Source organism: Microbacterium sp., from assembly GCF_026393345.1.
GTDB lineage: Bacteria > Actinomycetota > Actinomycetes > Actinomycetales > Microbacteriaceae > Microbacterium.
Window position 1 is genome coordinate 1 of record NZ_JAPLAI010000022.1, and the last position, 17,719, is coordinate 17,719.

Here is a 17,719-nt window from a genome sequence, read left to right on the forward strand (position 1 = left end):
CAGCTGCCGATCTCGTACGCCCGCTCCTTCGACGAGATCGATGAGGAACGCCGCCTCGCCTACGTCGGCATCACGCGGGCCGCGCGTACGCTCGCACTGTCGTGGTCGCCGGGGTTCGGGCGGTCTCCGCGTCAGCCGTCGCGTTTCCTGCAGGAGATCGGCACCCGCATTCTGGATGAGCGTCCGGCACGTGCCAGGTCCGTCGGGCGGAACCCGGCTGGAGGGTCGCGACCCGGTCCGTCGGCGCATCGTCGCAGCTGACCAGCTGCGCGGCGACGACGGCGGCCTCCGCGACCAGCAGCGGATCCAGCGGCGGGCACGGCGCCGTCAGCAGCTGGGACGCCACCAGCGGCCAGGCCGCATCCCGGTCGGTGCGCCAGGCGGCGAGGCACGCGAGGCACGGTCCGTAGCCGGGCGTGATGATCGGACCGACCTCGGCCCGCTCGGGACCCAGGATGACCGGCAGGTGCGGGGCATCGTCGCGGACCAGCCGGGCGGCGACGGCGGGGTCGACCTCGTAGTGCGCGAGCACCACGGTGAGCGCGCCGTGCTCCGGCTCGGAGGACACGTGCACCTCCGCCGCCGTCGCCAACCGCCGGCGAACGTCGTCGACCACCGCAGCCGCGAGACCGGGTGCGGCGAGCAGCACGACGCGCGGCCGCGGCTCCGGCGGCCGCGCGAGCACGGCCGACAACCGCCCGACGAACGCGCGCACCCGCGTCACGTCGACGCCGGTCTCGATGGCGAACCGGTCGAGGTCGCCGTCCGACATGCCGCTTCGCAGCTTCGCGACGAGCGACTCCTGCCACGGGCGCGGGTCGTCGATCACGACGCGGTCGGTGCTGCCGAACTGCAGCGTGGTCCCCGACCGCCACACCGGCGGGTAGCTGGGGTCCAGTCGCGGCATGCCTCGATTCTGCGGCCGGACACCGGTCGTGGGGCGTCCTCCACAGGCGCGGCAGGCATCCGGGCACCTGGGGAGGAGAGGACGGTGGTGGTCAGACCGGCCGCGGGCCTTCGCCCTGATCGCCGGACGCGTCCGACGGGTCCTCGCGCGGGGTGTCGCCGCCCGGTGCGTCCGGGGTGGACTCGCCGGCCGCGTCGGACAGCAACTGCGCCAGCGCCTCATCCATTTCGTCCGGCGCCGGCTGCTCGCCGCGGGCACGCGCACGGAGCCGCTCGATCAGCGCGGACGGATCGTCGATGTCGGCGGAGGTCGGCATGAGATCGGGGTAGTCCCATAGGGCGTCGCGGGCGGCGATGCCGACCGCATCCGTCACCGCGCGCCACATCGCCGCGGCCTCCCGCATCCGGCGCGGTCGCAGCTCCAGCCCGACGAGCGAGGCGAGAGCCTTCTCCGCGGGTCCGCCGACGGCACGACGGCGCCGGACGACCTCCGCGACCCGGTCGGCGCTCGGCAGCCGTGAGGTCGCGTCGGCCGTGACCACGTCGACCCAGCCCTCGACGAGTGCGAGCACGTTCTCGAGGCGGGTGAGGGCGGCGGTCTGCTGTTCCGAGCGTTCCGGCAGCAGCGCGCCACTTTCCAGCATGCGGCGCAGCTCCTCCGGCTGGGACGGGTCGAAGCCGGTTGCCAGGTCCTCCAGCGCGGCGGTATCGACGTGGATGCCGCGGGCGAACTCGGTCACCTGGGCGATGACGTCGAGGTGCAGCCAGCGGGCGTGGCGGAAGAGGCGCGCGTGCGCAAGCTCGCGGGCGGCGACCGACAGGGCGAGCTGGTCCTCGGGGATCTCGAGTCCCTGGCCGAAGTCGGCGAAGTTCTGCGGCAGGATCACGGCCTCACCGGCGGGCATGAGGGGGAGCCCGACGTCTCCGCCGGAGACCACCGTCAGCGACAGCTGCCCCACGACCTGCCCCAGCTGGGTGGCGAAGAGGGAGCCGCCGACGCTGCGCAGCATCCGGCCGGCGCCCGCGACCATCGACTGCATGTCCTCCGGCATCTGCTCGGCGAGCGTCGCGGTCAGCGCATCGGCGATGCTCGTCGCGACCGGCTCCGCGAGCTCCTGCCACACCGGCAGGGTCGCCTCCACCCACGCACCGCGGGTGATGGCGCGCGGCGGGACCACGAGATCGGAGATCGTGGTGGCCTCGCTCAGCCACAGCGTCGCGAGCGCGAACGCCTGATCGAGGTCGGCGCGTTGCGTGCTGCTCACACCGCGGTCGGACTGGTTCGCGATGTGGAGCGCCTGACGCTTCGTGGCGTCCCAGGAGATGCTGCCGTCGCCGGAGGCAAAGGCGGTCTGCATCTGCTGCATCGCCTGTGCGATCTGCGCCGGGTCGATCCCCATCGCAGACAGCTGCTCCAGCTGTGCCGGATCGATCTGTCCAGCCAGCAGTCGCCGCATCATCTCCTGGAATTCTTCTTCCGGAGAGCGGTCGAAATCGTCGGTCACGTCGGCGCCTTTCAGCGAGTGGATAGCGTCGCGTCCTACGCTAGTCGCCCGGAGCATCGCACCGCCGGGCGGGACGGCATTCGCCGTACGCCGGTCGCGAACGACCGCACCTGGAGGCGCGAGTGACCCTGTTCGATGAGACGGACACCGTCGAGCCCGCACCGCGCCGACCGGTCGGCCGCGGGATGCGGGTGGGGATCTGGTCGCTGATCATCGCCCTGATCGCGCTGCTGGGGCTGTCATTTCTGCCCACGGGCTACGTCATCCAGCAGCCCGGTCCGGTGTACGACACGATCGGCAACGTCACCGACAGCGACGGCGAGGACGTGCCGCTCATCACGATCGAGGGGGCCGACACCTTCGAGACGTCCGGGGCGCTCGACCTGCTCACCGTCCAGGTCGTCGGCTCGCCGGAGCGGCCGGTGTCGTGGCTGGAGATCGCGGCCGCCTGGCTCGACCGCACCCGTGCGATCCTGCCGATCGAGGCGGTCTTCCCGTCCGGGCAGACGACGGTCGAGCGCGACGAACAGAACGCGGCGCTCATGACCGATTCGCAGACCGAGGCGGAGGCGGCCGCGTTCGCCCACCTCGGCTATGACGTGCATCCCGCGGTATCGGTCGCCACGGTGACCGACGACGGTGCCGCGGCGGGGATCCTGGAGCCGGGGGACGTGGTCACCGCGGTCGACGGTCGCGAGGTGACGAACACGACCGAACTGCGCGCGGCGGTCGCCGATGCCGGCGGCGCCGCCGTCACGCTCGACATCGAGCGCGACGGCGAGGCGGATGCGGTGTCCGTCACGCCCACCGCGGGCGACGACGGCGCGTGGCTCCTGGGCGTCGCCGTGCAGGAGACGTTCGACCTGCCGTACGAGGTTGACTTCGCGCTGACGAACGTCGGCGGACCGTCCGCGGGCATGATGTTCGCGCTCGGCATGATCGACAAGCTCACCCCGGGGGAGCTCACCGGCGGCGCGGACGTGGCTGGCACCGGCACCATCACGGTCGACGGGACCGTGGGGCCGATCGGCGGCATCCGGCAGAAACTGTGGGGAGCGGAGCGGGCGGGCGCGGACTACTTCCTCGCGCCGCAGGAGAACTGTGACGAGGTGGTCGGGCATGTGCCCGACGGGCTGCGCGTGTTCGCCGTCTCCACCCTGGACGACTCGCTGGACGTGCTGACGGCACTCGCGAACGACGGCGATCTGGACGCGTTCCCCACCTGCACCGTGTCCTGACCGTTCCCAGACTCGGGGCGTACCTTCAGCGCGCGCTCCTAGGATGGGGATGTGACCTCGACCCCCGCGCCGACGCCCGCCGCCCCGAATCGCTCACGCCGGATCATTGCGATCTCGCTCGCCGTGATCGCGGCGCTCGTCGTGGCCTTCTTCATCTTCGCCAACCTCTATGCCGATTGGCTCTGGTACGACCAGCTCGGCTACACCGGGGTGCTCCTCACGCAGTGGCTGGCCCGCGCCGCCATGTTCGTGGTTGGGTTCCTCGCCATGGGGATCCCGGTGTGGGTCGTCATTCAGCTCGCGTACCGGCTCCGCCCGGTCTACGTGCGGCTGAGCTCGCAGCTGGACCGCTACCAGGAAGTGGTGGAACCGCTCCGGCGCCTGGCCATGTGGGGAATCCCGGTGTTCTTCGGATTCTTCGCCGGCTTCGCCGCCTCCGCGCAGTGGGAGACCACGGCGCTCTGGCTGAACGGCGTGTCCACCGACACCACCGACGCGCAGTTCGGTCTCGACACCGGGTTCTACCTGTTCGGCCTGCCGTTCTACGGCGGTGTCCTCGGGTTCGCCTCGGCCGTGGTGCTGGTGTGCCTGCTCGTCACCGCTCTGGTCTCCTACCTCTACGGCTCGGTGCACGTGGGACAGCGGGAGTTGCGGATCTCCAAGGCCGCCCGCATCCAGCTCGCGATCATCGCCGGCGTGTACCTGCTGCTGCAGGCGGCGAGCCTGTGGGTCGACCGCTACCGGACGCTGACCGAGGCGGGGGACCGCATCACCGGCCCCGCCTACACCGGGGTCAACGCCACCATCCCGGGACTCACGATCCTCGCGATCGTCGCGGCGCTCGTTGCGGTGCTGTTCTTCGTCACCGCCGTCATCGGCCGGTGGCGCTACCCGCTCATCGCGACCGCGCTCCTCGTGGTGACCTCCATCGTCGTGGGCGTGGTGTACCCGTGGATCGTGAACACCGTCCAGGTGAAGCCGAACCAGTTCGCCTACGAGTCCGAGTACTACGAGCGGAACCTCGACGCCACCAAGACTGCGTTCGGCATCGCCGACATGGACACCATGGACTACGACGCCACGACCACGGTCGAGGCGGGGCAGCTGCGCTCGGATGCGGAGACCACCGCCTCCATCCGCATCATGGACCCGGCGATCATCACCCCGACGATCCGCCAGCTGCAGCAGTACCGGTCCTACTACCAGTTCTCCACGCCGCTGGACGTCGACCGCTATCAGATCGACGGGCAGACGCAGGACACCGTGGTGTCGGTCCGCGACCTGAACACGACGGCACTCGGCGCCGACGCGTCCTGGCAGAACTCCACGCTCGTCTACACCCACGGCTACGGGCTCGTCGTCGCCAAGGGCAACGAGCGCACCGTCGACGGCGACCCGGTCTTCATCGAGAGCGGCATCCCGGCATCCGGGTTCCTCTCCTCCAGTGACTTCGAGCCGCGCATCTACTTCGGCGAGAACTCGCCGGTGTACTCGATCGTGGGTGCACCGGAGGGGAAGAACCCGATCGAGCTGGATTACCCGTCGGGCGCCGAGGGCGCCAGCGAGACGAAGACCACGTTCGAGGGCGACGGCGGCCCGGACATCGGGAACCTGTTCAACCGGCTCATCTACGCGCTGAAGTTCCAGTCCGAGCAGATCGTGTTCTCCGACTACCTCAACGAGGACTCGCAGATCCTGTACGACCGCGATCCCGCGTCCCGCGTGCAGAAGGTCGCGCCCTACCTGACGCTCGATTCGGATCCGTACCCGAGCGTGGTCGACGGGCGCATCGTCTGGATCGTCGACGGCTACACCACGACCGACGACTACCCGTACTCGACGGCCACGAGCATGTCGCAGGCCATCGAGGATGCTAACAACGAGAACCCGCAGATCGCGCTGGACAACGTCAACTACATCCGCAACTCGGTCAAGGCCACGGTCGACGCCTACGACGGCAGCGTGACGCTGTACGCCTGGGACGACGAGGACCCGCTGCTGCAGGCGTGGCAGAAGGTGTTCCCCGCCACGCTGAAGTCGGTCGAGGATATGTCCGCCGATCTCATCAGCCACGTCCGGTACCCCACCGATCTGTTCAAGGTGCAGCGGGCGATGCTCGGGGTCTACCACGTCGACGACGCACAGTCGTTCTTCCAGCAGGACAACGCGTGGGCCACCCCGGCCGACCCGCAGTCGAGCGACGAGACGGTCAACCAGCCGCCGTACTACCTCACGATGAAGATGCCCGGCCAGGATGCGCCGACGTACTCGATGTTCACGAGCTTCATCCCGCGCTCCTCCGGGACCGAATCGCGGAACGTCCTCATGGGCTACCTCGCGGTGGACTCGGATGCGGGAAGCCAGGCGGGCGTGAAGAGCGAGGACTACGGCAAGCTCAGGCTGCTGGAGATCGACTCGGATTCGACAGTTCCCGGCCCGGGCCAGGTGCAGAACACGTTCAACTCGGATCCGTCCATCTCCGCCCAGCTGAACATCCTGAAGCAGGGACAGTCCGAGGTGCTCAACGGCAACCTGCTGACCCTCCCGGTCGGCGGCGGCTTCCTGTACGTGCAGCCCGTGTTCGTGCAGGCCTCCGGCGGCACCCAGCTGCCACAGCTGCAGAAGGTGCTGGTCGCGTTCGGTTCGCAGGTCGCGTTCGAGAACACGCTGAACGAGGCGCTCGACGCCCTGTTCGGCGGTGACTCCGGCGCCAGCACCGGCGATGCGGAGGTCGTCCCCGAGGACGACGCCGGCACCGGCACGGATACGGGCACGGACGGCGGTGACGGCGGCACGGTCGTCCCGACCGACGAGTACCAGGCGGCGCTGGAGGAGGCGCGTCAGGCCCTCCTCGACCGTCAGACGGCTCTGCAGGGCGCCGACTGGACCGCGTACGGCGAGGCCGACCAGCGACTGCAGGACGCCGTCAACAAGCTCCTGGAGCTCGACGGCGGTCAGTGATCTGACACGCGGAAGCGGCGGCTCCCGGTGGGGGCCGCCGCTTCCGCGTGAGGCGGCCCGGTGCGGGCGTCACCATCCGGAGATGTCGCGATGTCGCGAGAATCGGAGATGTCCCGAGATTCGGATGGGGAATCACAAATCGATCCGAATCCGGTGACATCCCCGAATCCGGTGACATCCGAATCCGGTGATATCCGGAGCAGGCACATCGAGACACACCGCGGGCCTGCGGGAGGCGAAGGAGGCGTGCGGGCTCAGCGAGTAAGGAACACCCACCAGATCAGCAGCACGGTCACACCAAAGCCGGTGATCTGGTTCAGCCACAGGAACTTCCGCCAGCCCGCGGTCGCCGTGTCCGCGGTCTCATCGGTGACCGAGCGGAACGGCCATACCATCACGAGATAGGGCACGGCGAGGAGGGCCGCGAGCGGCCCGGGCCAGGCGGTGAACAGCGCCGCGACGCCCGCGAGGGCGTAGAGCGCGAGCGCGAAGCGGACGGTCCACCGGGCACCGCGGGCGGTGGCGATGGAGCTGATACCCGCCTCCCGGTCCGCGGCGACGTCCTGCACCGCGCCGAAGGCGTGCGAGGCGATCCCCCAGCACGCGAACGCCACGAGCAGCGCGATGATCCCCGGGGTGAACGTCGCCCCGGCGAGCACGAGACCGTACACGGCGGGGGAGAAGAAGTGGATGCTGCTGGTCACCGAGTCTGCGAACGGCACCTCCTTCAGCCGCAGCGGCGGCGCGGAGTAGAACACCACGAAGAAGAGGCTGAGCGCCAGCACGAACCAGGACAGCGGGTTGCCGACCGCCACGAGGCACACGATGAACGGCAGGCACGACAGGGCGGCCGCCCAGAGGGTCACCCGATGCAGGCGACGGTCGAGCACGGCCCCGTGCGCGCCGCCCTTTCGGGGGTTCCGCAGGTCGGACTCGTAGTCGAACACGTCGTTGATGCCGTACATGGCGAGGTTGTACGGCACGAGGAAGAACAGCGTCCCGATGACGAACGTGGCATCCACCCGCCAGCCGGCGAGGAGGTACGCGGCGGCGAACGGGTACGCGGTGTTCACCCAGCTGACCGGGCGGGACGACAGGAAGAGGGTGCGAACGGTGCCGGTCACGGGCGGGTCTCCCGGCGGAGCAGCGCGAACACGGCCGGGACGCCGAAGGCCGCGCACAGCGGATATGAGAAGTCCTCCAGCGGCGCGCGTCCGATGCGCAGGCCACTCAGGTGGGTCGGGGGGTAATCGAACAGACCCGCGGTGATCATGACGTTGTCGAACACGGTGGTCAGGGCCACGAGCACGATCGCGGCAACGAGGCTCGCCCGCATCCGACGCCCGAATCCGTCCCGTCGGGCGGACAGCGCCACCACGACGACCGTGGCGGCGAGGAACGGCAGGATGATGAGCGCGTAGGTCATGCGCGCACCCGCTTCCGCCGGAGCGCCGCGGCGTGGACCACGAGGGCGAGGTAGCAGAGGAACGCCAGGAACACCGGCTCCTCGATCGGCAGGTGCGGAGCCAGGTCGACACCGAGCAGGAGCGGGCTGTCGCCCTTCACGAACACCCCGGTCGCGATCCCCACCAGGTCCCACACCAGGAAGAACACGGTGCCGATGAGGATCGTGGCGGACGCCCGCCACGGCGCCGGCGCGAACACCAGGCGCCACCGTGCGTCGAGCAGGGCGATGCCTGCCGCCGAGACCAGCAGGGCCAGCAGGTACAGCCCCGCCATCACGCGGCCTCCGGCTCCGGAAGCGGGCCGGCCGACCGGTCGCCGCGTAGCCGCTTGAGGACGAGTTCCGCCGAGATGAGACACATCGGTAGCCCGATGCCCGGCAGCACCGTGGCGCCGGCGTAGAACAGTCCCGGCACCGTCGGGGAGACGTTCCGCGGCCGGAAGACGGCGCTCTGTGCGAGCGTGTGCGAGAGCCCCAGCGAGTTGCCCCGCCACGCGTTCAGGTCGACCGCGAAGTCCTCCGGCGCGATCGTGCGCCGCACGACGATGCGCTCGGCGAGGTCGGGGATGCTGCACCAGTCGGCGAGCTGCGCGATGACGGTGTCGGCGGCCGCCTCGATGCGGCGCTCGCCCGCGCCGTCCACCCCGCCGCGCCCGGATTCCGGGTCGGCGGGCACGGGCACCAGCACGAACAGGTTCTCGTGTCCCTCGGGGGCGACGGTGGGGTCGGTCGCGCTCGGCTTGCAGACGTAGATGGATGCGGGGGAGGGCACATGCGGATTCTTCCCGAAGATGGCGCCGAAGTTCGCGCGCCAGTCGCGGGTGAACACCAGTGTGTGGTGCGCGAGCTGCGGCAGCTCGCCCGTCACGCCCAGCAGGAGCAGCATCGCGCCGGGGCTCGGGGTGCGGCGACGCCACCATTTCTCCGGGTAGCTGCGTGCCTCGGCCGGGAGGAGTTCGGTCTCGGTGTGGTGCAGGTCGGCGGTGGAGATCACGACGGGGGCGCGGAAGGTGCGGCCGTCGGCCACCCGGACTCCCGCGGCGCGGCCGTTGTCCCGTTCGATCTCCACGGCGCGTGCGCCGGTGACGATGGTGACGCCCTCGGCGCGCGCGAGCCGCTCGATCGCGGCGATGAGCGCGGTGAAGCCGCCCTGCGGGTACCGCACGCCGTCATCGAGGTCGAGGTGGCTCATGAGGTGGTAGAGCGCGGGGACACCAGACGGTTCGCCACCGAGGAACACCGCCGGGTACCCGAGAACCTGGCGCAGCACCGGGTCCCGGAAGCGCCGGGCGACGAACCGCTCGAGCGATGTGGTGAGGAGCTTCGTCAGATGCCCCAGGCGCCGCAGGATCGCGCGAGTGGTGAGGTTCCGGCCGGTCTCGTAGGTGTCGTAGAGGAAGCGGTTCACCGCCAGGTCGTAGGCGTCCGCCGCGGAATCGAGGTACTCCTCAAGGCGCTCCCCGGCGCCCGGCTCGACGCTCTCGAACAGGCTGGTCGCCTCCGCACGCCCCGAGACGACGTCCAGCGGCGCGCGGCGGGGCGCGCGCGGATCCGCATCCGGCTCCGAGTACACGCGGTAGGCGGGGGAGAGATCGACGAGGTCGAGCTCCTGCTTGGCGGTTGTGCCCAGCATGCGGAAAAAGTGGTCGAAGACCTCCGGCATGAGATACCAGCTGGGGCCGGTGTCGAAGCGGAACCCGCCGTGCTCCCAGCTGCCGGCGCGGCCGCCGAGCTCGTCCTTGGCCTCCAGCAGGGTCACGTCGTACCCGTCGCGGGCGAGGAGCGCTGCCGTTGCCAGCCCTGCGATGCCGCCGCCGATGACGACTGCGGCGCTCACGCGCGCGTCCCGAGCGGCGCGGCACCGAGCCACGCGCGTGCGGCGAGGGCCGCCTTGCGGGATGCGGGGACGCTGACGCGGCCCGCCCCCGGTCCACTTTCACGCAGCTGCCGGCCGAGGGTGGCGAACAGGTCGTGCGCCACCGTCACCGCGCGGCGGCAGTCGGCGGGGAGTTCGGGGATGACGGCGGCCGCGCGGGCGAGGTCGGCGTCGATGCGGTCGAGCACGGTGGCCGGGTCCGCGCCGTGGCCGATGGCGAGGTAGTCGCGGCCGAGACGCTCGGAGTCGTCGGCGAGGTCGCGGAGGAAGTTCACGTCCTGGAACGCGCGGCCGAGGCTCTGCGCGCCCGCGGTGAGGTGCGGCGCGGGGCGTGCGGGAGCAGTGGTGCCGGCGTTCACGAACACGGCGAGGCACATGAGTCCCACCACTTCGGCCGACCCGTAGACGTAGGCGTCGTGGGAGTCGGCGTCGTGCTGCGAGGTGGTGAGATCGGTGCGCATCGCCTGGAAGAACGGGGCGGTGAGGTCGTCGCCGATGCCGCACTCGCGGGCGGTGCGGGCGTAGGCGTGCACGACGAGGTTCGCGCTGAAGCCGCGGGCCACGGCATCCGTGGTCTCCTGTTCCAGCGCGTCGAGGATCCGGCGGCGTTCCTCGAGGGTCACGCCGGCCTCATCGGCGGGACCGTCGACGATCTCGTCCGCGATCCGCACGAGCGCGTAGACGTGGCGGACGTGGTGGCGGGCACGCGGGCCGAGCAGCCGGGTCGCGAGCGAAAACGACGTCGAGTAGGCGTCGATGATCGAGCAGGCGGCGCGGCACGCGGCCTCGTCGTAGAGTCGCAGACCGGTCGGGGCCGCGCTCACGGGATGCGGCTTTCGATGTGCTCGGCGACGCGGTAGACGAGGGCGCGAGCCGCGGGCGGCAGGGTGTCAGCGGCGGAGCGGCTCTCACCGAGGGTGTGACCGATGACCGCGACGAGGCGGGCGCGGGCGCCGGCGCCGTCGAGGGCGCGCTGTGCCGCGCGCACCGCGATGGGTCCGGTGTGGGCGATCGCGAGCGCCCCCTCGATCCGGTCCCAGTCTGGGGTCTGCCGGGCGAGGGCGATGAGCGGAGTGCGCTTGGCCTCGCGGAGGTCGACGCCGGCCTCCCGACCCGCCTGCGCTGTCGTGCCGAACGCGCCGATGAGGTCGTCGACGAGCTGGAAGGCGAGACCGAGGGTCCGTCCGCAGCCGCGGACGGTGTCGACCTCGGCGGCCGTCGCACCGGCGAGCAGGGCGCCCGCGGCGAGCGGCGCGGCGAAGGAGTACACCGCGGTCTTGTCATGAGCGGCCTGCATCAGCCGGTCCGGATGCGGCACCTGTGCGGAGAGGGTGTGCTCGATGTCGGCGAGTTCACCGAAGGCGGAGACGAGCACGGCCTCGTCGAACACGTCGAGGAGCGCCGCCCGGGTGACCGCGTCCAGGTCGGCCAGCGCGATCGTTCGCTCGGCCTCGTGCAGCAGCAGATCGCCGGCGAGGATCGCGGCGGCCTCGCCGAGTTCCGCAGCGGCCGCGTCATCGAGCCCGCCGTCGGTTCCGCGTGCGGTGAACTCGCCCGCGACGTTCAGGACCCCGCGGCGGACGGTGTCGTGGTCGAGCACGTCGTCGTGGACGACGAACGCGGCGTGTAGCAGCTCGAACGCGGCGGCGACCTCGGTCATGGCGTCGCGTTGCCCCTCGTCACCGTCCCAGGCGCGGAATGCCGCGGCGACGAGGGCGGGACGGAACCGCTTGCCTCCGCTGGCCGCGCGGGCGGCAGCCTCCGTCAGGGCGGCGGCCGTGGGACCGGATGCGGCCGCGCGATGTATCACGCGCTGCAGTGCCGCGTCGATCCGATCGTCGATCGCCACGTGGCCGGGTGCTTCGAGGAGGTCGATCATGACGCCAGCTGTTCGGCGGTCGCGAACAGGCTCAGTTGCCGTGCCTGCAGCACGAGCCAGGGACTGAACGCCCACGGGGTCGCCTCGAGCGCGGTGGCGAGGTCGCCGGGCTCCACCCACGCGATCTCGGAGACCTCCAGCGGATTGGGGCGGGGGACGTCGTCGGTGCGGGCGACGTACACCGGGCAGATCTCGTGCTCGACGATGCCACTGGCATCCGTCGCGCGGTAGCGGAAGAGGGGGAGTGCGAGGGTGAGGTCGGTGAGGGTGATGCCGAGCTCGTGCTCGGCACGACGGCGGACCGCGTTGATGACGGGTTCCGCGGGCCGGGGGTGGCCACAGAACGAGTTGGTCCAGACGCCGGGCCAGGTGGTCTTGTCGAGGGCGCGGCGGGTGACGAGCACCCGGCCTTCGCGGTCGACGACGTGGCAGGAGAAGGCCAGGTGGAGCGCGGTGTCGGTTCCGTGCACGCTGCTCTTGGGGGCGGTGCCGATCTCCCGGCCCTCCTCGTCCAGCAGGACGACCTCTTCGATCTCGTTCACAATTCTCCCAGGGGCTTATTACTAGCTAAGCTAGCAACATAATGAACGAAGATCACAACCGAGTCCAGGGGGTGCTGCGTGAGCGAGGCCGGTGAGACGCGTCCCGTGTGGTCGGCGGACGTCGCCGACGTGCTCACGGCGCTCCGCTCGGTCAGTGATGCCATGGACCGGATGTACGGGGGCATGAAGGACGACATGGCGATGAACATGACCGACCTGGCGGCGCTGCGGATGCTGATCATCCGCGAGCAGCGCGGGCAGCCGGTCAGTCCGCATGACCTGGCGCGCCACCTGCGGATATCGACCGCATCGACCACGAAGCTGATCGACCGGCTCACCGAGGCCGGGCACGTTGTGCGACTCCCGCATCCGACGGATCGTCGCTCACGCCTGATCGCGCTCACCGACCACTCGCGCAGCAGCTTCTTCACGCATTTCCGCGAGAGCCTCGCCGCCATGAGTTCGGTCGCGCAGCAGTACCCGCCGGAGGAGCTCAAGGTGATCACGGGCTTCCTGCTGAAGGTCGCTGCCGCGATCGACCCCGAGGAGTAGGCCGGGCGGGTCGCCGACCGGCCCAGCCCAGATGCAAGAAGAGGCGTCCCGAGCGGGACGCCTCTTCTTCTTTGTTGCGGGGACAGGATTTGAACCTGCGACCTCTGGGTTATGAGCCCAGCGAGCTACCGAACTGCTCCACCCCGCGGCACAAGAGATAACTTATCACGGGCTCCGGCGGAGGGCGAATCGGCGCCGGGTTGCCGGGCGTGGCGCGGCCCGCGAGGATGGGGGAATGCCCTCCGGACCCGTCGTCGCCGTCGCCCAGTTCGCCCCGACCGCCGACCACGCCGCGAACCGGGAGACCGTCGCCGAGCTCGCGGAGCGCGCGGTGGCCCGCGGAGCGACCCTCGTGGTGTTCCCGGAGTACTCGAGCTTCTTCATCGATCCCTTCGACGAGACCCTCCGCGACGGCGCCGAGGACCTCGACGGTCCGTTCGTCACGAGCCTGCAGGATCTCGCCGGCCGCCTCGGCGTCCACCTCGTGGCGGGCGTGCTGGAGCGGGCCGGTGACGGCGAGCGCGTCCACAACACGGTCGTCGCGGTGAACGGCGACGGCGTGGTCGCGGTCTACCGCAAGCAGCACCTGTACGACGCCTTCGGGCAGCGGGAGTCCGACTGGGTGGCACCGGGGGAGCTGGTGCCACCGCAGGTGTTCGCGGTCGACGGCCTGACGTGCGGCGTGATGACCTGCTACGACCTGCGGTTCCCGGAATCCGCGCGGGTGCTCGTGGATGCGGGCGCCGATCTGCTCCTCGTTCCCGCCGAGTGGGTGCGCGGTCCCCTCAAAGAAGACCAGTGGTCGACGCTGCTGCGCGCCCGTGCGATCGAGAACACCGCGTACGTCGCCGCTGCCGATCACCCGGCACCGCTCGGTGTCGGCCGCTCCGCGATCATCGACCCGCAGGGTGTCGTGCTCGCAAGTCTCGGGTCCACGACCGACATCGCGCTCGCCCCGATCGACCCGGCTGCGATCGAGCGCGTCCGCCGGTTGAACCCTGCGCTCCGCCTACGCCGCTACCGGGTGACTCCCGGCTGACCCCGCGCCCCGCGCCGAAGCGTCAGGACAGCGCGGCCAGCCGGCGGGACGCCTCGTCCAGCACATCCACCCGCTTGCACGCGGCAAAGCGGACGAGACTCGCGTACTCGCCGCGCCGGGATGCGGTCACAAACGCCGTGAGCGGGATCCCGACGACGCCGGCCCGCTCGGGAAGCAGGCGGATGAACGCGTGTGCGTCCGTGGCGCCGAGCGGCGCCGCATCCGCAACGATGAAGTAGGTGCCCTGCGGCACGGACACGTCCATGCCCGCCGCTCGGAGCCCGGCGACCAGCAGGTCGCGCTTGTGCGCCAGGGTCGCGGCGACCCCGGCGAAGAACGCGTCCGGCAACCGCAACCCGGTCGCGATCGCCGGCTGGAACGGGGCGCCATTGACGTAGGTGAGGAACTGCTTGACCGCGAGGACCGCATCCACGAGATCCGCCGGCCCGCTGATCCAGCCGATCTTCCATCCGGTGACGGAGAAGGTCTTGCCCGCGGACGACACCGTGAGCGTCCGCTCCCATGCTCCCGGCTCGGTCGCGATCGGCACGTGCACCGCATCGTCGAACACGAGGTGCTCGTACACCTCGTCGGTGAGGATGATCGCGTCGTGCGCGTGGGCGAGCCGCACGATCTCGGCCCGCACCTCGGCGGAGAACACCGCTCCGGTGGGGTTGTGCGGATCGTTCACCAGGATGACGCGGGTGCGGTCGGTCACGGCGCGGCGGAGCTCGTCGAGGTCCGGCTGGAAATCGGGCCAGCGCAGCGGCACCGTCACCAGGCGCGCGCCGGTGAGCGCCACGCATGCGGCGTAGGCGTCGTAGTGCGGCTCGAAGACGACGACCTCGTCGTCCGGGTCGCCGGTGAGGGCGAGAAGGGCGGCGGCGAGCGCCTCGGTCGCGCCCGCGGTCACGAGGATGTCGCGCTCGGGGTCGAGCCGCAGGCCGTAGAACCGGTGCTGGTGTTCGCTGATCGCCGCCAGCAGGTCCGCCTGGCCGCGACCCGGCGGGTACTGGTTGACTCCGTTGGCGATCGCGCGCTGCGCCGCCTCGAGGATCTCGGCCGGTCCGTCCTCATCGGGAAAACCCTGACCGAGATTGATTGCGCCGGTGCGCGCCGCCAGAGCGCTCATCTCCGCGAAGATCGTCGGGATCGGCGTGCCGTCGGACGCCAGCAGGCCAGCGCCCGCCGCGGTGCGCTGCCAGGCGCCGGGAATCACTCGCATCGGACACAGGTTACTCGCATAGGGACGTCCCATTTTCGGCATAGGCAACGCACAGCAGCGCCCGCCACAGTGAGATTGCTTGTCAGAAGGAGCAACCATGACCGACACCGAGGGCACCCGCCCCGAGCAGAACGCCGCCGCATCCTCGACCCCGTCGGGCGAGCAGGCCGCCGAGTCCGCGGCGCCCGCCGCGACCGGTGCCTCGCAGCCCACCGCATCCGGCCCGGAGGGCGCGGCGCAGCGTCCGCCACTGCCCCCGCTTCCTCCCACCACCGCGCGTGCCCCGTACCCGGCTGCCACCCCTACGGGCGCGTACGGCTACGGTCAGGGTTTCGGTCCGGCCGCGCACCCCGGCGCGTTCGGTCAGACCGCCCCCACGCAGCCGCTCGGCGGGGCACCGACCCCGGTCGCCACGAAGAAGCCGTCGTCCGCGGGCAGGATCGTCGGCCTCCTCGTCGCGGCAGCCCTCGTGGGCGGTGCGGCCGGCCTCGGCGGCGCCTACGCCGGTGAGGCGCTGTGGGGTGGGTCCGATCCGGCCACCGCCACCGGCGGCAGCGTCGTCACCGTCAACGACACCGACTCGGTGAACCAGACCACGGCGGTCGCCGCGAAGGTCGTCCCCTCCGTCGTCACGATCTCGGTCACCGGCGGCAGCGGCGGCGGCACCGGCTCCGGCGTCATCCTCAGCGACGACGGGTACGTGCTGACGAACACCCACGTCGTCACCCTGGATGGTCAGGTCGCCGACCCCACGATCCAGGTCACCACCTCCGACGGCCGCATCTACGACGCGACCATCGTCGGCACCGACCCGACCTACGACCTCGCCGTGATCAAGCTCGAGGACGCCTCGGGGCTCACCCCGATCACCTGGGGCGACTCCGGTGACCTCAACGTCGGCGACGCCACGATCGCGGTCGGTGCACCGCTGGGTCTGTCCAACACGGTCACCGAGGGCATCGTCAGCGCGCTGAACCGCTCGATCGAGATCGCCTCGTCCGCCGCACCCGACTCGTCCGACTCGGAAGACGACTCCGATGACCAGGGTGGGCAGCAGGACAACGGCGGCCAGGACAGCCCCTTCTTCTTCGACTTCGGCCAGGGCGAGACGCAGCAATCGGCGACGGAGACCATCAAGATCGCCGTCGTCCAGACGGATGCAGCCATCAACCCCGGCAACTCCGGCGGCGCACTGGTGAACTCCGACGGCGAGCTGGTCGGCATCAACGTCGCCATCGCCTCCGCCGGCAGCTCGTCGTCGACCGGCGGGAACATCGGCGTCGGCTTCGCCATCCCGTCGACGGTCGCCGAGCGGGTCGCGAAGGCGCTCATCGCGGACGGCGAGGCCACCCATGGCCTGCTGGGTGCCACCGTCCAGGCCTCGACCACGGTCGAGGACGCCACCATAACCGGTGCCTACATCTCCGAGGTGACCTCCGGGGGTGCGGCCGCCGAGGCGGGGCTGCGCTCCGGCGACATCGTCACCGAGTTCAACGGCGCCCCCATCACCGACGCGATCGATCTGACCGCGCAGGTGCGTGCGGTGGCGGGCGGCGACACCGTCTCGCTCACCTACGTGCGCGACGGGAAGACGAACACCGCCGAGGTGACCCTGGGCACCCTGCAGTAAGCGCGGTCCGCGCACACCGAGAAGGACGCCACCCCGCGATAGGCTCGCGAGGTGGCGTCCTTCTCGTTCGGTGCGGGCAACGTGCGAAAGCTCGCCGGGATCCCGCTCTACGCCGCGGGGACGCTGCTCACGCTGATCGTCCCCCGGTCGCGGAACGGCTGGGTCATGGGGTGCGCGGTCGGGATCGCCGACGGCGCCCTCGCGCTGTGGGAGACCGCCCGCAGCCACGGTGAGGACCCGCTGTGGCTCGTCGACGGCGAGGCCCAAGCGCGCGCCGCTCGTGCGCACGGCATCCGTCACCTTCCCAAGCGGTCGCTCCGCGGCTTCTGGGCCACCGCTCGCGCGCGGGTGATCGTGGTGACGCACGGTTTCGGCGACGTCAGCCGCTACGCCGTCTCGGGCGCCACCGTGGTGCAGCTCTGGCACGGCATCCCGCTCAAACGGATCGGCATCGACTCGCCGGAGACCGTCCGCAGCAGCATCCTGCCGGGGTCGCGCCTCGTGCGTCGCCTGCTGTCGCTCATGTACCGCGGGGCGACCCGCCGGATCGCGCTCATCCCCGCCGCCTCGGAACTCGTCCGTGGCCGCCTGGAGTCCGCGTTCTCGTTGCCGGACTCCCGCGTGCCCGTGACGGGTGAGCCGCGGGTCGACGTGCTCTCCCGCGGAAGCGCCGCAGAGCGCGCCGCGACCGCCCGCGGGCTCATCGAGGGCGCGGTCGGCGATCTCGGCACCGCCCGTGTCGTGCTTTACGCGCCCACCTGGCGCGACGGTCAGCCCGATCCCGCGATCCCCGATGCGGCGGAGTGGGACGCGATCATCGACGTCTTGGAGCGGACGGATGCGGTGCTCCTCGTGCGCTCGCACCCGCTCGGTGCGGGGGAGTACCGGCCGCCGCGGCTCA

Annotated in this window: 16 protein-coding genes and 1 tRNA gene; 7 read left to right on the plus strand and 10 right to left on the minus strand. The window is 70.9% G+C overall.

Annotation, left to right across the window (positions count from 1 at the left end):
- On the plus strand, window positions 1-261 hold a 261-nt coding region (locus NT132_RS02655), incomplete at its 5' end, for a 3'-5' exonuclease (protein WP_297784359.1).
- Between the two features lie 737 nt (window positions 262-998).
- On the opposite strand, the gene NT132_RS02660 is transcribed toward NT132_RS02655, so the two are convergent.
- A complete protein-coding gene (locus tag NT132_RS02660) occupies window positions 999-2,363 on the minus strand; it encodes a zinc-dependent metalloprotease (protein WP_297784400.1) in 1,365 nt (454 codons plus the stop codon).
- A 170-nt stretch (window positions 2,364-2,533) separates the two neighbouring features.
- On the opposite strand from NT132_RS02660, the gene NT132_RS02665 reads away from it, so the two are divergent.
- Window positions 2,534-3,649, plus strand: coding sequence for a S16 family serine protease (locus NT132_RS02665; RefSeq protein ID WP_297784362.1), 1,116 nt, complete (start codon window positions 2,534-2,536; stop codon window positions 3,647-3,649).
- Window positions 3,650-3,700: 51 nt separating this feature from the next.
- Entirely contained in the window at window positions 3,701-6,610 is a 2,910-nt protein-coding gene (locus tag NT132_RS02670; RefSeq protein WP_297784365.1) for a UPF0182 family protein, read from the plus strand.
- Between the two features lie 254 nt (window positions 6,611-6,864).
- Here NT132_RS02670 and NT132_RS02675 read toward each other — a convergent pair whose 3' ends face one another.
- The 7 genes from NT132_RS02675 to idi are packed head-to-tail and all read right to left on the minus strand — an operon-like array spanning window position 6,865 to window position 12,372.
- Entirely contained in the window at window positions 6,865-7,734 is an 870-nt protein-coding gene (locus NT132_RS02675; protein ID WP_297784368.1) for a prenyltransferase, read from the minus strand.
- The gene (locus NT132_RS02680; protein WP_297784371.1) at window positions 7,731-8,036 is read right to left on the minus strand and encodes a lycopene cyclase domain-containing protein; all 306 of its coding nucleotides are present in this window, start codon (window positions 8,034-8,036) and stop codon (window positions 7,731-7,733) included. The genes NT132_RS02675 and NT132_RS02680 overlap by 4 nt, the downstream gene beginning before the upstream one ends.
- Window positions 8,033-8,350: a lycopene cyclase domain-containing protein gene (locus NT132_RS02685; protein WP_297784404.1), complete on the minus strand. Its 318-nt coding sequence runs from the start codon at window positions 8,348-8,350 to the stop codon at window positions 8,033-8,035. The genes NT132_RS02680 and NT132_RS02685 overlap by 4 nt, the downstream gene beginning before the upstream one ends.
- On the minus strand, window positions 8,350-9,912 hold the full coding sequence (gene crtI / locus NT132_RS02690) for a phytoene desaturase family protein (RefSeq protein WP_297784374.1): 1,563 nt from the start codon (window positions 9,910-9,912) through the stop codon (window positions 8,350-8,352). The genes NT132_RS02685 and crtI overlap by 1 nt, the downstream gene beginning before the upstream one ends.
- A complete protein-coding gene (locus NT132_RS02695) occupies window positions 9,909-10,775 on the minus strand; it encodes a squalene/phytoene synthase family protein (protein WP_297784378.1) in 867 nt (288 codons plus the stop codon). The genes crtI and NT132_RS02695 overlap by 4 nt, the downstream gene beginning before the upstream one ends.
- Window positions 10,772-11,830, minus strand: coding sequence for a polyprenyl synthetase family protein (locus NT132_RS02700; protein WP_297784381.1), 1,059 nt, complete (start codon window positions 11,828-11,830; stop codon window positions 10,772-10,774). The genes NT132_RS02695 and NT132_RS02700 overlap by 4 nt, the downstream gene beginning before the upstream one ends.
- Window positions 11,827-12,372 carry an isopentenyl-diphosphate Delta-isomerase gene (gene idi / locus NT132_RS02705; RefSeq protein ID WP_297784384.1) on the minus strand — a complete coding sequence of 182 codons (546 nt, stop codon included), beginning with the start codon at window positions 12,370-12,372 and terminating at the stop codon, window positions 11,827-11,829. Before idi ends, NT132_RS02700 begins: the two co-directional genes overlap by 4 nt.
- A 78-nt stretch (window positions 12,373-12,450) precedes the next feature.
- Between idi and NT132_RS02710 the strand changes: the two genes are divergently transcribed.
- Window positions 12,451-12,924: a MarR family transcriptional regulator gene (locus NT132_RS02710; protein WP_366940335.1), complete on the plus strand. Its 474-nt coding sequence runs from the start codon at window positions 12,451-12,453 to the stop codon at window positions 12,922-12,924.
- 74 nt (window positions 12,925-12,998) lie between these two features.
- Here NT132_RS02710 and NT132_RS02715 read toward each other — a convergent pair.
- Window positions 12,999-13,072: transfer RNA gene (locus NT132_RS02715), tRNA-Met, on the minus strand.
- A gap of 87 nt (window positions 13,073-13,159) precedes the next feature.
- Between NT132_RS02715 and NT132_RS02720 the strand changes: the two genes are divergently transcribed.
- A complete protein-coding gene (locus NT132_RS02720; protein ID WP_297784387.1) occupies window positions 13,160-13,963 on the plus strand; it encodes a carbon-nitrogen hydrolase family protein in 804 nt (267 codons plus the stop codon).
- 22 nt (window positions 13,964-13,985) lie between these two features.
- On the opposite strand, the gene NT132_RS02725 is transcribed toward NT132_RS02720, so the two are convergent.
- Window positions 13,986-15,188: an aminotransferase class I/II-fold pyridoxal phosphate-dependent enzyme gene (locus tag NT132_RS02725; RefSeq protein WP_297784390.1), complete on the minus strand. Its 1,203-nt coding sequence runs from the start codon at window positions 15,186-15,188 to the stop codon at window positions 13,986-13,988.
- A 97-nt stretch (window positions 15,189-15,285) separates the two neighbouring features.
- On the opposite strand from NT132_RS02725, the gene NT132_RS02730 reads away from it, so the two are divergent.
- Complete coding sequence (locus tag NT132_RS02730) at window positions 15,286-16,818, plus strand: trypsin-like peptidase domain-containing protein (protein ID WP_297784393.1); 1,533 nt, start codon at window positions 15,286-15,288, stop codon at window positions 16,816-16,818.
- 51 nt (window positions 16,819-16,869) lie between these two features.
- The coding region (locus tag NT132_RS02735) for a CDP-glycerol glycerophosphotransferase family protein (protein ID WP_297784395.1) at window positions 16,870-17,719 on the plus strand (850 nt) is incomplete at its 3' end.